Annotated in this window: 14 protein-coding genes; 9 read left to right on the top strand and 5 right to left on the bottom strand. The window is 62.7% G+C overall.

Features of this window, described 5'->3' with window-relative positions:
* Positions 1-543 precede the first annotated feature (543 nt).
* Positions 544-1,200, top strand: coding sequence for a GntR family transcriptional regulator (locus JMF86_RS32265; protein WP_011695030.1), 657 nt, complete (start codon positions 544-546; stop codon positions 1,198-1,200).
* Here JMF86_RS32265 and JMF86_RS32260 read toward each other — a convergent pair.
* The 5 genes from JMF86_RS32260 to JMF86_RS32240 form a co-directional block, all read right to left on the bottom strand.
* A complete protein-coding gene (locus JMF86_RS32260) occupies positions 1,191-2,450 on the bottom strand; it encodes an ArgE/DapE family deacylase (RefSeq protein WP_011549775.1) in 1,260 nt (419 codons plus the stop codon). The genes JMF86_RS32265 and JMF86_RS32260 overlap by 10 nt on opposite strands.
* Before the next feature lie 85 nt (positions 2,451-2,535).
* Positions 2,536-3,273 (bottom strand): amino acid ABC transporter ATP-binding protein, encoded by a 738-nt coding sequence (locus JMF86_RS32255; RefSeq protein WP_011549776.1) that lies wholly within the window; start codon positions 3,271-3,273, stop codon positions 2,536-2,538.
* The gene (locus JMF86_RS32250; RefSeq protein ID WP_011549777.1) at positions 3,251-3,940 is read right to left on the bottom strand and encodes an amino acid ABC transporter permease; all 690 of its coding nucleotides are present in this window, start codon (positions 3,938-3,940) and stop codon (positions 3,251-3,253) included. The genes JMF86_RS32255 and JMF86_RS32250 overlap by 23 nt, the downstream gene beginning before the upstream one ends.
* Positions 3,940-4,608, bottom strand: coding sequence for an amino acid ABC transporter permease (locus JMF86_RS32245; RefSeq protein WP_011549778.1), 669 nt, complete (start codon positions 4,606-4,608; stop codon positions 3,940-3,942). The genes JMF86_RS32250 and JMF86_RS32245 overlap by 1 nt, the downstream gene beginning before the upstream one ends.
* A gap of 5 nt (positions 4,609-4,613) precedes the next feature.
* On the bottom strand, positions 4,614-5,438 hold the full coding sequence (locus tag JMF86_RS32240; RefSeq protein WP_011549779.1) for a transporter substrate-binding domain-containing protein: 825 nt from the start codon (positions 5,436-5,438) through the stop codon (positions 4,614-4,616).
* Positions 5,439-5,602: 164 nt separating this feature from the next.
* On the opposite strand from JMF86_RS32240, the gene JMF86_RS32235 reads away from it, so the two are divergent.
* The 8 genes from JMF86_RS32235 to JMF86_RS32200 all read left to right on the top strand — a co-directional run bounded on the left by JMF86_RS32235 (position 5,603) and on the right by JMF86_RS32200 (position 13,877).
* Positions 5,603-5,890 (top strand): (2Fe-2S)-binding protein, encoded by a 288-nt coding sequence (locus tag JMF86_RS32235; protein ID WP_027806284.1) that lies wholly within the window; start codon positions 5,603-5,605, stop codon positions 5,888-5,890.
* The gene (locus JMF86_RS32230; protein ID WP_011549781.1) at positions 5,883-7,307 is read left to right on the top strand and encodes an NAD(P)/FAD-dependent oxidoreductase; all 1,425 of its coding nucleotides are present in this window, start codon (positions 5,883-5,885) and stop codon (positions 7,305-7,307) included. The genes JMF86_RS32235 and JMF86_RS32230 overlap by 8 nt, the downstream gene beginning before the upstream one ends.
* A complete protein-coding gene (locus JMF86_RS32225) occupies positions 7,304-8,473 on the top strand; it encodes an FAD-binding oxidoreductase (protein WP_011549782.1) in 1,170 nt (389 codons plus the stop codon). Before JMF86_RS32230 ends, JMF86_RS32225 begins: the two co-directional genes overlap by 4 nt.
* The gene (locus JMF86_RS32220) at positions 8,470-9,426 is read left to right on the top strand and encodes a dihydrodipicolinate synthase family protein (protein ID WP_011549783.1); all 957 of its coding nucleotides are present in this window, start codon (positions 8,470-8,472) and stop codon (positions 9,424-9,426) included. Before JMF86_RS32225 ends, JMF86_RS32220 begins: the two co-directional genes overlap by 4 nt.
* Positions 9,423-10,850 (top strand): dihydropyrimidinase, encoded by a 1,428-nt coding sequence (gene hydA / locus JMF86_RS32215; RefSeq protein ID WP_011549784.1) that lies wholly within the window; start codon positions 9,423-9,425, stop codon positions 10,848-10,850. The genes JMF86_RS32220 and hydA overlap by 4 nt, the downstream gene beginning before the upstream one ends.
* Entirely contained in the window at positions 10,780-11,082 is a 303-nt protein-coding gene (locus tag JMF86_RS32210) for a zinc ribbon domain-containing protein (protein ID WP_306303136.1), read from the top strand. The genes hydA and JMF86_RS32210 overlap by 71 nt, the downstream gene beginning before the upstream one ends.
* Positions 11,083-11,384: 302 nt before the next feature.
* Positions 11,385-13,430 (top strand): transketolase, encoded by a 2,046-nt coding sequence (tkt, locus tag JMF86_RS32205; protein ID WP_011695031.1) that lies wholly within the window; start codon positions 11,385-11,387, stop codon positions 13,428-13,430.
* A 132-nt stretch (positions 13,431-13,562) separates the two neighbouring features.
* The gene (locus tag JMF86_RS32200) at positions 13,563-13,877 is read left to right on the top strand and encodes a hypothetical protein (protein WP_006481253.1); all 315 of its coding nucleotides are present in this window, start codon (positions 13,563-13,565) and stop codon (positions 13,875-13,877) included.
* Positions 13,878-13,886 lie beyond the last annotated feature (9 nt).

The following is a 13,886-nucleotide window of genomic DNA, read 5'->3' as shown; positions in this document are numbered from 1 at the left end:
CGTTGAGCAAGCGCGGGAGCCGACCATGCAGCCAGCCGGATTGGTGACACTGACGATGCGCGAGCTGGACCGATTCAAGGCCATTCAGGACGTGGCCGACGGCAAGCTCAAGCCGCGGCGTGCAGCGACGGTTGGAGTTGACGACACGGCAGATTGAGCGTCTGGTATTGCGCCGCTATCGTGCTGCCGGCGTGGCGGGGTTGGTGTCAGGCAAGCGCGGGCGCATCAACTGCCTGCTGGAAAGGCGCAGCGGGCGCTGGCATTGCTACGCGGATTTCGAGGATCGTGCGCCGGCCTGCACATTACTGGTGTTCATCGACGATGCAACCGGACGGCTCATGGCGCTGCACTTCACGGCGAACGAGTCGACCTTCAGCTATTCAGGGGAAGGCTTCAGGCGGATGAAGTTGTGTGCCATGTACCCATCAACAGGGACGGAGACGGAAATCATAGGCGTCACGTGGACGTTTCGGTTGTTACTGCATGACCAACCAACACGTCGACCGTATACAATACATATACCGAAAACCATCTGCGAGACACATGACTGCGCCCGCCCCGACCCATTCCGAGAAACTCGGCGAACTCGCCTACCAAGCGTTGCGCCGCATGATCCTCGACAAAGCGCTCAGAAGCGGCGGCCCAGTCGTCGAAGGGCGCCTCGCCGAGGAGTTGAACATCTCGCGCACGCCGATGCGCGAAGCGCTCCTCCGCCTTGAAGGCGAAGGCCTGCTGGTTCGCTCTGGCGCACGTTCATACTCGGTTCGCCTCGTCAGCGCGCAAGAATACTTTCAGGCAATGAAGGTGCGAGAACTCCTGGAGTCCGAGGCCGTCGCACTCGCAATCGGCAAGATCGACAAAAAGCAGATTCATCAGCTCATCAAGAAAATCAAGTCGCTCAGCAGCGGCCAGCAGGAACAGGCACATTGGGAAGTCGACGACCAGGTGCATACGCTGATGGCCCGCGCGAGCGGCAACGATGTGCTGGCACGAACGATCGAACTCGTTCGAACCAACAGCCGGCTATTCGAGTTGGTCACGCCCTTTAATCGCATCGAGGACGATCGCGCCGAACACCTCGCGATTCTCGAAGCCTATCTGACGGACGACGCACAGGCAGCGCGCGCCGCCGTGCGTACCCATCTTCAAAATCTCCGCCGCTACGTGCTCGAGCGTCTGGCCGAAGGCACCTATGGTTGATTCGACTCGTGCGTCGGACTCGCGAGCAGGTCCTGCAGCGCCAACGCGACCGTTTTCGTCGCGATGCGCAGGTCCTCGATTGCCACGCGCTCGTCGGCACGGTGGCCGTTCGCTTCGAGCAGCGTGCGCGGGCCCGCCCCGTAAATGACCGTCGGAACACCTGCTTCGCAATACAGGCGTGCATCCGTATAGAGCGGCACGCCTTCCGTCGGGATATCGTGACCGAACACCTCCTTGGCCGCCCGCTGGAGTGCAGCGGACAAGCGCTCTGCGCCATCGATGGCGCGCAGCGGCGACGTCACGAGAACTTCGCGAATCTCCACGTCGATGCCGGGCCAACCGGTGACTGCCATGCCGATCAGCGTCTTCAGCTCGCTCACCACGTCGTGAGGCGATTCCTCCGGAATGACGCGCCGGTCGAGCCGGAACGTCACCTTGTCCGGCACGACGTTCGTATTGATCCCCCCTTCGATCAGGCCAACCACGAGCGTCGGATGCGAAATGCCGGGCGTCGTCGAGCGGATCTCGCGCAGTGCGTTCCGATGGGCATAAAGCGCACCGAGTACCGCAGTAGCCGCTTCCAGCGCATCATGGCCCGTATCGGGCCGTGCAGCGTGCGCCGACTTGCCGCGCACCGTCACCTCCAGATGCACCGCACCGTTATGTGCGGTCGTGATCGAATACGAGAAGCCCGCACAGATCGCATAGTCGGGCTCCACGATGCCCTGCTTCAAGAGCCAGGCGGGACCGACCAGGCCGCCGGTCTCCTCGTCGTATGTCAAATGAAGTTCGATCGTACCGGCCAGCTGCGCACCGCTATCGATCAGCGCCTTGAGCGCGAACGCATACGTCGCGAAATCGGATTTCGATACGGCGGCGCCGCGGCCGATCATCCAGCCGTCCCGGATTTCGGCACCGTACGGATCCGCACTCCAGCCGTCGCCCGGGGGAACGACATCGCCATGCGCGTTCAGCGCCACGACCGGGCCGTCGCCGAAACGATGGCGAATGACGAGATTGGTCGCGCTGACCATACCGGCCGCCATGACCTCAGGCGCGGGCACCGAATGCCGCTCCACGGTGAAGTCCAGTGTCTCCAGCCAGTCGGCTGCCATGTCCGCATGTGCGGCGCAGTCGCCGGGTGGGTTGTCCGACGGCTTACGCACAAGTGCGGCAAGAAAATTGACCTGCGTGGCAAAATTTCGATCGATCGTGTCGAGCAGCGCTGCTGAAAGCAACTTTGCATCCATTTGCAATTCCTTGAATGGCAGTGAACTACCGCGCCGCTGCACCAGCGGTGCACGACGCGAACGTGATTTCCGGCGCCGAACCGGCTCAATGGCGCAGAATCTTTCCCACGAATTCGCGCGTCCGTGATTCTTGCGGGGCATCGAAAATTGCCTGCGGCGACCCGGACTCGACCACCTGTCCGCCCGCCATGAACACCACTTTCGTCGATACCTGCCGGACAAAGCTCATTTCGTGCGACACGATCACCATCGTGATGCCGTCTCGCGCCAGCGCGTGGATCGTATCGAGCACTTCGTTGACGAGTTCCGGATCGAGTGCCGCGGTCACCTCGTCCAGCAGCAACAGCTTGGGTTTCAGCGCCAGCGCACGGGCAATCGCGACACGCTGCTGCTGTCCGCCGGACAACTCGTCGGGATAGGCATGCAGCCGGTGAGCGAGACCGACGCGAGTGAGCAGCTCCGTTGCTTCCCGTTCAACCTGCCCGCTCGGTCTGCCGCGAATCTTCGTCGGCGTGATCATCACGTTCTCGAGCGCAGTCATGTTCTGAAACAGGTTGTATTGCTGGAACACGATTGCGACATCCGTGCGCAAGGCGCGCACGCGCTCGCGGCTGGCGTAATCGATTTCGCGCCCATCGAGCAGCACGCTGCCCTGCGCGAGCGGCAGTAACCCGAGCAGCACGCGCAACAACGTGCTCTTGCCCGATCCGGACGGACCAATCAGGCTGACGACCTCGCCTTTCTCGATGGAAAGATTGATGCGTTCGAGGACGGTATGAGCGCCATACGATGCTTTCAGATCAACGATTTCGAGTTGCGGCAAGGCTCTTCTCCAGATGCTTTCCAAAACGCGACAGCGGGTAAGACATGGCGAAATACAGCAACAGAATCGCGCCGTAGACGAGACCAGCGGAAAATCCCTTGTCGTTGAGCACCTTTCCGGCGGACGTCAGTTCCATCACGCCGATCTGCGAGGCCAGCGCGGTATCCTTGATGAACATGACGAAAAAACCGAACGTCGGCGGCACGATCACCCGCCAGGCTTGCGGCACAACCACGTACCGCAGCATTTTCAAGTAGCCGAAATTCAGCGTGACGGCCGCCTCCCGCTGATTGGGATGAACGGATTCGAGCCCGCTTCGAACGATTTCGCCGAGATACGCCGACGCAATCAGGCTTACGCTGACGAGCGCGACCGCAAATGTCGACAGCTTCGCGCCGCTCGACTGGCTCGCGAAAAACACCAGCATCAATGTGACGAGGAATGGTATACGCCGGAACACGAGGCAATACGCGAACAGCAGCGCTCGTGCAGGTGCCAGCGCGCGGGTGCGCGTCACCCGGACCACGGCGACAGCGAACCCGACGGCAAAGCCCGCGGCACACCCGACGGCGGAGAGCACGAGGGTCGCAACGAAGCCTTGTACCAGCAGCGCGGCGTTGTAGTAGGAGAACAGATGGCGCAGTTCCGACGCGGCAGTATCGACCATCAAAACACCTTTATCTTCGCTCGGCAGGCATACCGCCCAAATGCCGCGAGCGCGAACGTCGCAATCAACGTGATCGCGATGTACATCACCGCCGCCACGCTAAACGCCTCGATGGACAGATACGTCTGCGAACTGAGATTGAACGTTCGCCCGGTCAATTCCTCGACACCGAACACCGATGCCATCGAAGTCCCGAGCGTCATCATGATGAACTGGTTCGACAACGGCGGAAACATGACTTTCAACACATGTGGAAAGATGACGTAACGCACTATCTGCGCGGTCGAAAACCCGAGTACCTCTGCCGCCTCGATCTCCGCTCGACGCACCGACGCAAAACCGGCACGCTGGATTTCGCACAGGTAGGCGCCTGCATTGAAGGTCGCGCCGATCAGCACCGCCGAAAACGGGCTCAGCGTCACGCCGACTTCCGGCAGCGCGAAGAACAGGAAGAAGATCTGGACGAGCTGCGGCGTGTTGGTCGCGAACATGACGTAGGCGGCGACGACTCGCCTTAGCGATGCCGGCCCGTAATGCAAAATGGACGCGCATACGACGCCGATCAGCATGCCGAACACGAACGCGAGCATGGCGATCTGCAGGCTCAGCCATGCACCTGCAAGCAGATACGGCCACTGTTCGAGGATCGGGGCGAACTGAAGTGCCATCGTCGTCACTTTGCGGCGGTCATAGGCGCCGCAGTCGGATCGTGCAGCATCGGGCCGCCGAACCAGCGCTTCCAGCTGGCCGCGACGAAGCCCGTTTTATGCAGCGTGGCGATTTCCTTGTTCAAACGTTCGGTCAGCGCAGTATTCCCCTTTCGGATACCGATGCAATCGTAGTCGACCTCGATCGGTGAATCGACGACTCGCCATTTCGTCGGATAGTTCTTCGTATAGCTCAGCATGAAATCGAGCACATCGATCAGCGCATCGGCACGTCCCTGGGCAATCGCACGCACCGCGTCCGGGTAGTTGTCGAGCAACAGCAATTGCGCCTTGGGCAACTGTTCCTGGATCAGCTTTACCGGCGTCGTGCCGCGAACCTGTACCAGCCTGACCGAGGGATCGTTCAGTTGCGTGTAGTCCTTGAACGTGGTGGCCTGCGTCGTCAGGACGCCCAGCACCTCGGTATTCACCGGATCGGTGAAATCGATCACCTTCAACCGGTCCGGGTTGCGGGTCATGCCGCCCATCACGGCATCGATCTTGTCGGCCATCAGGAACGGCACGCGATCGGCCGATCCGACGGGAACGATCTCGAGCTTCACACCGAGCGCATCGGCCAGCTTGCGGGCAACGCTGACATCGAAGCCGTCGATCGTATTCTTCGCGTCGTACAAACCGAGCGGCGGCAAATTCGGATTGATACCGAACACGATCTTCTTTGATTCGAGGATTTCTTGCAGTGAACGCGCGTGGGCCGGGAACGCGCCGATCAGCGCGACAGCGGCGAGGCCGGCGGCGAGAAGACGGCTCAGGATGATCGGAGGCTGCATGGAAAGCTCCTAACGGTACGGGTCGGGTTGCAAGGATTCGGGCTGGAAACGCTCGCCTCGAAGTACGATTTTTTTGGCGATTTTGCGTATACGAATCGTATACGTTAGTATCAAATCATCGCCCAAATTTGTTGTCAAGCAACGCTGTGCAACCGGAGAACGTCATGCGAAACGAGATCGCGGATCAGGCTGCCACGGTCGAATTCTTCTTCGACGAACGAAAGTTCACTGCCCGCGCGGGCGAATGCGTCGCGGCGGCCCTGTTCGCCGCCGGCGTCAAGACGCTTCGCAAGAGTCCCCGCCTGCTTCAGCCGCGCGGCATGTTCTGCTTGATGGGGTCGTGTCAGGAATGCCTCGTCATGGTCAACGGCGAACGCTTGCTCGCTTGCCGCACGACGGTGACGGCGGCACTGCGCGTTCGGTCAGTTCCGGAGGTCTACGTCCATGACTGATTTCGATCTGGTCGTGCTGGGCGGTGGACCGGCCGGTGCGAACGCGGCGCTTGCCGCAGCCGGGGCAGGATTGAAGGTGGCGCTATTCGACGAGAATCGCGCGATCGGTGGACAGGTCTATCGAGCGCCGGTCGATCCGCGACCGGTCGACGGTGACGCGGAGCGCGAGGACGGCGACGCATTGCGAGCAGCCGTCGAAACGAGCGACGTGTCCGTATTCACCGATCATGCGGTGTGGTCGATCGGCGGCAACTACCGTATCGACGCAGTCGGACCGCGCGGCCTGGTTCAATGCAACGCGCGCGCACTCGTCGTCGCAACCGGCACGACGGAACGCGTCGTGCCTTTCGACGGCTGGACGACGCCGGGTGTCATCGGTCTCGCCGCCGCAACCATTCTGCTGAAATCGCAGCACCGGCTGCCCGGGCGAACGACGCTCGTGGCGGGATGTGGGCCGCTGCTCGCCGCCGTCGCGGCGAAAACGATCCTGAAAGGTGGCCTGGTCGTCGGGATAGCCGATCTGGCAGGACATGCGGACTGGTTGCGCACGCTACCATCGATGTCGGGGCGCTCTGGCCTGTTGCGCCAGGGTTTCGACTGGTGGCGTGTCATCCGGCGTGCCGGGGTACCGATTCATTCGCGTCATACCATCGTGCGCGTCGAGCCGCACGGCGAGCGCCTGCTCGCCACGCTGGCCCGATGCGATGCTGCCGGACGTCCGATCGACAACGCGCGCACGACGGTCATCGCCGACTGTGTCGCGGTCGGCCACGGCCTCACGCCTTCCACCGATGTGACGCGCCTGCTCGGCGCGTCGCACCGCTATTCCCGCGACGCCGGAGGATGGATTGCCAGTGCCGACGATGACGGCCGGACATCCCGGTCCGGCCTCTACGTCGCGGGCGACGCGGCCGGGATCGCCGGTGCGGCAGCAGCCGCCATTCACGGAAAACTCGCCGGCAATGCCTGCGCGCTCGACTTGTCGACGCCCGATGTCGCGCGCGGGACCGAGCGGCTCGACAGTTTGCGCCGTGCATATCGGAAAGCGGCACGGGCCGGTCGTGCCATGGCCCGTCTGATGGCCCTGCGGCCGGGCCAGGTAGACGCGATCGGTGCAGATACGATCATCTGTCGTTGCGAAGACGTGCGACGTAGCGAGATCGACGCTGCGATCGACGCCGGTGCACTCGACATCAATCAGTTGAAGGCCTGGACACGCTGCGGCATGGGACCGTGCCAGGGGCGCACCTGCGGCGACATCGCTGGCGAATTGCTTGCAAGCCGTGCGGAAGTCGGAACACGTGAAGCAGCCGGCTGCCTGACCGCGCGCGCGCCGTTGCGGCCCGTTCCCATCGGCGCACTCACCGGGACGTTTTGCTATGACGACATTCCGATTCCGCAGGCTGCACCGCTATGAAAGCGATACCCCATCGTATCTCCGGCCATTACGACGCTGCCGTGGTCGGCGGCGGCGTCATGGGATGCACGACCGCCCTGTTTCTGGCCCGTGCCGGGATGCGCGTCGTACTGCTGGAACGGGATGCGCTGTGTCGAGCCGCGTCGGGCGTCAACGCCGGCACGCTGACGCTGCACATGACGCGAGCCGCCCTCGTTCCCTATGCCCTCCGCGCGTGGGACATGTGGATGCATGCCGATACCTGGCTCGGCGGCGGCGTACTCGCGACGGCTGCGGCGGGACTGTCGCTCGCGTTCACCGATGCCGAATGCGCGCTGCTGAGGAAGCGGGCCGACGCGCGCCGTCAATACGGCGCTGCAATCGATCTGATATCCGCCGCTGACGCGTGCGGGATCGAGCCCGGGCTCAATCCCGCCGTGCGCGAGGCGGCATTCTGCGCGACCGACGGCTTCGCGACCGCCTATCTGACGGGGCGCGCCTATCACGCAGCGTTGCGCGAGGCGGGGGTCGAGATTCTGGAGCAGACGCCAGTCACGCACATTGACCGCGCGAATGGCCGTTATCGCCTGCACGGCCCGGACAGCGCGGTGTCCGTCGATGCGACGCGTCTCGTGATGGCCGGCGGCGTATGGCTGGAGCCCCTCCTCGCGTTGCTCGACATTCACATTCCGGTCAAGACGCTCGTCAATCAATTGATCGTCACCGAACGGATGCCGCCGGTGATGCGCTCAGTGTTGAGCATCGCAAACGGGCTCCTCTCGCTCAAGCAATTCGCGAACGGCACCGTCCTGATCGGCGGTGGCTGGCAAGGCATCGGCGACCGCCGGCGTGGGCCAGTCGAAGCCTTGCCGCAAAACCTGATCGGCAACCTGCGTCTCGCGCAGCACGTCATTCCGGCCCTCGAGCACGCGCGCGTCGCAAGAATCTGGCTCGGCCTCGAGGCCGAAACCGCGGACGCGATGCCGATGATCGGCGCGCTACCCGGGCACGACGATGCCTGGGTAATCGGCTGTGTGCATTCCGGCTACACGAGCGGCCCTTACATGGGCAGGTTGCTGGCCGATGCGATGCTTGGCCGGACACTCGAAATGCCGCTCTTCGACCCCGCGCGGCTGATCGCATCAACGGGTACGCCCACCCTGACCTCACCGGAAGCCACCGCATGATTCCATCGACACCGCACCCGTTCCACGGCGTGTACGCCGCCACGCTATGCCCGCTCGACGCGCACGGTCGCACGCTCGACGAGACCGCGCTCGCCCGCCATCTCGACGATGTCACATCGGTGCCTGGCATCGTCGGCCTCCTGGTCAACGGGCACGCCGGCGAAAACCATGCACTTTCCCGTGATGAAAAACGACGCGTCGTCGAAATCGCGCATGCAGTTTGCGGCGATCGTTCGATCATCGTCGCCGGCGTCAATGCGGAGGACAGCTACGAAGCGCAACGCCATGCCGACGATGCCAAACGCGCAGGCGCCGATGCGCTGCTCCTGTTTCCGCCATTTTCCTGGGCGCTGTCTACCGATCGTGACATCGTCCTCGCGCATCACCATATCGCGAACGCCGCTGCGCGACTGCCGATGATCCTTTATCAGGCAGGCGTCAATACCGGTGCAATGGCGTATCCGCCCGATACGCTCGCTGCGCTCGCCGCTCTGCCGGATGTGGTGGCCGTCAAGGAGGGCAGTTGGGAAACCAGTGCGTACGACGCCAATCGGAGGCTTCTGCGGGAGGTCGCGCCACACGTCGCGGTGATGGCGTCCGGCGACGAGCATCTGTTCACATGCTTTGCCTTGGGAACGGAGGGCAGTCTCGTCAGTCTCGCGGCGCTCGTTCCGGTGCAGATCGTTGCGCTCTATCGCGCGGTGGCGGAAGGTCGGCTCGCCGACGCGCAGCGTGCGCACTCGATGCTCTACCCGCTTGCCAAGGCGATCTACGGCACCACGCCCGGCTCGCGCGCCACCGCACGGCTCAAGGCATGCCTTCACCTGGCCGGCAAGTTTCCACATCCGACGGCACGCCCGCCAGTCACACCGTTGTCCACCGACGAAATTTCACGCCTCGAAGCCGCCCTCGCTCTCGCTCTCGCCCTCGAACCAGACCGGAGTTCCACATGACGCACGCCACACCCCGTACCCTCATCAAGGGCGGCCGCCTGATCACGGCGGTCGACGACTACGTCGCCGACCTCATCGTCGAAGGGGAGCGCATCGCGTGCATCGGTCACGCGCTTGAAGTCGGTCCGGACACCCACGTGATCGATGCCAGCGGCTTGCTGGTATTTCCCGGCGGCGTCGACTGCCATACCCACATGGAAAACACCTTCGGCACATCGACCACTTGCGACAATTTCGCATCCGGCACACGATCGGCCGCGTTTGGCGGCACTACCACGATCGTCGACTTCGCGCTGCAGACACCCGGCACGAGCCCGCTTGAAGCGATCGCGCGCGCTGGGGCAAAAGCGTCGTCCGCCGCCAATATCGACTATGGCTTCCATGTGATCGTCACGCAAGTCGACGAGCAGGTTCTGGCAGACATGCGTGACGCGATCCGGCATGAAGGCGTGTCGAGCTTCAAGATGTTCATGGCCTATCCCGGGACCGTGATGTCCGACGATGCGGCGATCTTCCAGGCCATGCGCATGGTCGGCCAGCATGGCGGGATGATTGCGCTCCATGCGGAAAACGGCACCGTGATCGATCTGCTGATTCGCGAGGCGATCGCTCAGGGCCACACTTCCCCCCGTTATCACGCACTGACTCGGCCGGCCATCATGGAGGGCGAAGCGACCCACCGCGGCATCAAGCTGGCCGAGCTTGCGGAAGCGCCCGTCTACTTCGTGCATCTCTCTGCCAAGGAAGCCCTCAAGCACGTGATCGAAGCGCGCGACCTGGGCATTCCGGTCTTCGCCGAAACCTGCCCGCACTATCTGTTCTTCGACGAGTCCGTTTATGCCGACGACAATTTCGATCTGGCCCGCTACGTGATGAGCCCGCCACTGCGTTCAAAGGAAGCGCAGCATGCGCTCTGGACGGCGCTCAGGACCGACGACCTGCAATTGATCTCCACCGACCATTGCCCTTACTGCATGAAGGAGGGCCATCGCGGAAACTTCAATCAGAAACCGCTCGGCGCGAGCGATTTCTCGAAGATCCCGAACGGCGTCCCTGGCGTCGAAACGAGAATGACCGTCGTCTACGACGGCGGCGTACGCGATGGCAAGATTTCGCTGAACCGGTTTGTCGAGTTGATGTCGACCGCGCCGGCGAAACTGTTCGGCCTGTTTCCACGGAAAGGTACGCTCGCGATCGGCAGTGACGCGGATATCGTGTTGTTCGATCCGGACGAACGGCACACGATCAGCGCGCGCACGCAGCACAGCGACTGTGATTTCACGCTGTTCGAAGGGCGTCAAGTGACAGGGCGTGTCAAGAAAGTGATGCTGCGTGGACAATGGCTTGTCGACGATGACGAGTGGGTCGGCCCGACGGGACGCGGACGGTTTGTCGCGCGGGGCGAGCTCGGCGCGCTCGGATGATCACGACATGCCAATGTACGAGTACGCATGTCCCGGCTGCGGCGTATTCGACGCGCGCCGCATGGTCTCCGAACGAGATATTCCTGCGTGCTGCCCTCGATGCGGACAATATGCGCCGCGCGTCAGACTGACGCTCCCGTCGATATACCGGTCGAATCATGATGCTTCGCACGAGGGCGACGATGGTGCGTACCTAAAGTCCCGACTCGATTGCGCTTGCTGTAGATCGTAGTCTTTAGCCGTTTTCGCCTCGCCCCCTTGGCGTGAAAAAGGGTTGAATCCCCACGCCGACTCACAACAACGTCACCAGCGTCCTGATCCCCAGATGAACGGATTGCCCAACCGCCGTTCGGTACGCAACTCCGCGTCGCCGCGCGCCCATTTCCTCCAACAGTTCGACGTCCATTCGCGCCCCGGAACGTGCCTCCGTCCGCCGTAGAACTGACCTCACCTCGGTCGGCAGCTTGCACCCGTGGAAAAGGCATGGATATTGCCCCGTAGCCTCATCTTTCCGAGCGAAAAACAGGAGAACCGATGAGCGATCCCACCGCACATTCCCGCACGACCGCCAAAGCGGTGCCGCCCCCGCGAGACCCGCATCTGCGCGCGCTGGCGAACTGTATTCGCTTCCTTGCAATGGATGCAGTACAGAATGCCAACAGCGGCCATCCTGGTGCGCCAATGGGGCTGGCCGACGTTGCGACGGTGCTGTTCAAGGAGTTCATGCAATTTGATGCATCCGCCCCCCACTGGATCGATCGGGACCGGTTGGTCCTTTCCAACGGACACGCATCGATGCTCCTCTACAGCTTGCTCTATCTCACGGGCTATGCCGACATGACCCTCGACGAGCTCAAGCGCTTCCGGCAAGTCGGCAGCAAGACGCCAGGTCATCCCGAGTACTCGCACGCCGATGGAATCGAACTGACGACCGGTCCCCTCGGACAAGGCATCGCGGAATCCGTCGGCATGGCGTTGGCCGAGCGCGTCATGAATGCGCACTTCGGCGATGACCTCGTCGATCACTACACATACGTATTTCTCGGCGACGGTTGCCTGATGGAAGGCATCAGCCACGAGGCCATTTCGTTGGCCGGCCACCTCCGGTTGGGCAAACTGATCGCGTTCTGGGACAACAATTCGATTTCCATCGACGGTCCCACCCAGCTCGCGGTCTCGGACAACGAGATCGAGCGCTTTCACTCGGCTGGGTGGCACGTCCTGGAAATCGACGGTCACGATACGGACGCGATACGGCGCGCGATCGAGACCGCCAGGACAACGCATGACAGACCGACGTTGATCGCATGCAGGACGATCATCGGGTTCGGCTTTCCGACGAAGGCTGGCACCGAGAAAGCCCATAGCGATGCGCCGGGCGAGGATGAAATCGCGGGCGCACGCCAGACCCTCGATTGGCATTCGCCGCCGTTCGAAATCCCGGATGACCTGCTGAAAGCATGGCGGGAGATCGGGGCGCGCGGCCGCAAGGCAAGACTCGCGTGGGATGAGCGTGTCAGCCGGGCGCCGCACGCGCTGCGTACCGAATTCGACCGACGTAATGCCGGAAAGCTTCCGGATGACTGGAAGACGGCGATTGCGGCGGCACGGCAGGCGTTTGTTGCCGCAGGCAGTGCAATGGCCACCCGCAAGGCCAGCGGTGAAGTGCTTGATCAACTCTCCGATGCGATTCCGGAATTGCTGGGCGGCTCGGCGGATCTTACGCAGTCCAATAATACGAAGACGAAGAACCAGATCGCGATCGAGCCCGGGCAGTTCAAGGGTTCATATGTCCACTACGGCGTCCGCGAACACGGCATGGCCGCCGCCATGAACGGCATTGCCCTTCACGGCGGCCTCATTCCGTACGGTGGCACCTTTCTTTGTTTTTCGGACTACTGCCGTCCGGCGATCCGCTTGAGCGCGATGATGCGGGTGCGCGCCATCTTCGTGATGACGCACGATTCCATCGGTCTCGGAGAAGATGGCCCGACGCATCAACCCGTCGAGCACCTTGCCGCCCTTCGGGCCATTCCCCAACTCGCCGTCTATCGGCCGGCCGATCCAGTCGAAACGGCAGAGTGCTGGGAGCTGATTCTCGAACAGCCCCGCAGGGCTGCGCTGCTCGCATTGTCACGACAGCCGGTCCCGCTCCTGCGCAACGAGCCCGGAAACGAAAACAAGTCGGCGCGCGGCGCCTATGTCTTGCGGGAGGCCGATGGCGGGCCGCGCCGACTCACCCTGCTCGCGACAGGCTCGGAGGTCGACCTCGCCGTCCAGGCACGCGACATCCTGCAGCAGGAAGGCGTGCCGACGGCCGTCGTATCGATGCCGTGCCGCCTGCTCTTCGAGGAGCAACCACGCGATTACCAGCGGGCCGTGCTGGGCACTTCTCCCGCGAGAGTCGCGGTCGAGGCGGCGGTCGAACTGGGATGGGAGCGGTACCTCGGACCGGAAGGCCGGTTCGTCGGCATGCACAGCTTCGGCGAGTCGGGAAAAATCAAGGACGTGTACAAAAAATTCGACATCACGGTCGATGCGGTCGTTCGAGCGGCGCGTCAGGTGCTGTCCGAAGTGTGACATTGCTGCGATCCACTCGAGAGGCGATGACCTCGCGGGGTTCCTGGTTACGCCTGGAGAAGTGGGCGGCCTCGGTTTTCGGCGAATGCTCGCGTAGCGTTAGAATAGCGCCCCTTCTCATGGGAGACGACAATGTCCTGGTTCGTTTATGAAGTGCCCGAATACCACGAAGACGCCGCGCGCATCGAACCGTTCAGCGAGCTGCGTAGCCGCGTGCTGAAAGCCGGCGGCCCGGCCATGGCAGACGACCTGGAAAGCGTTCGCGAAAACGCCGCGGCGACAGCGGACACGCCGGAGCGCCCGCTGCGTACCCCGGAAAATCCGCAGGTCTTTCCGATTCCTTACGCCGACTCCATGATCCTGGTCGGGTTCATCTTCGACCTGAAGCGCGAATTCCGGCAACTGGTCGTATCGCCCGTGGAAATGCCCTGGCTGAAAGAAGCGTAACGCGTGGCG

Source organism: Burkholderia sp. E168m15, from assembly GCF_016586105.1.
GTDB lineage: Bacteria > Pseudomonadota > Gammaproteobacteria > Burkholderiales > Burkholderiaceae > Burkholderia > Burkholderia orbicola.
This window is presented reverse-complemented; position numbering and strand designations above follow the sequence as displayed.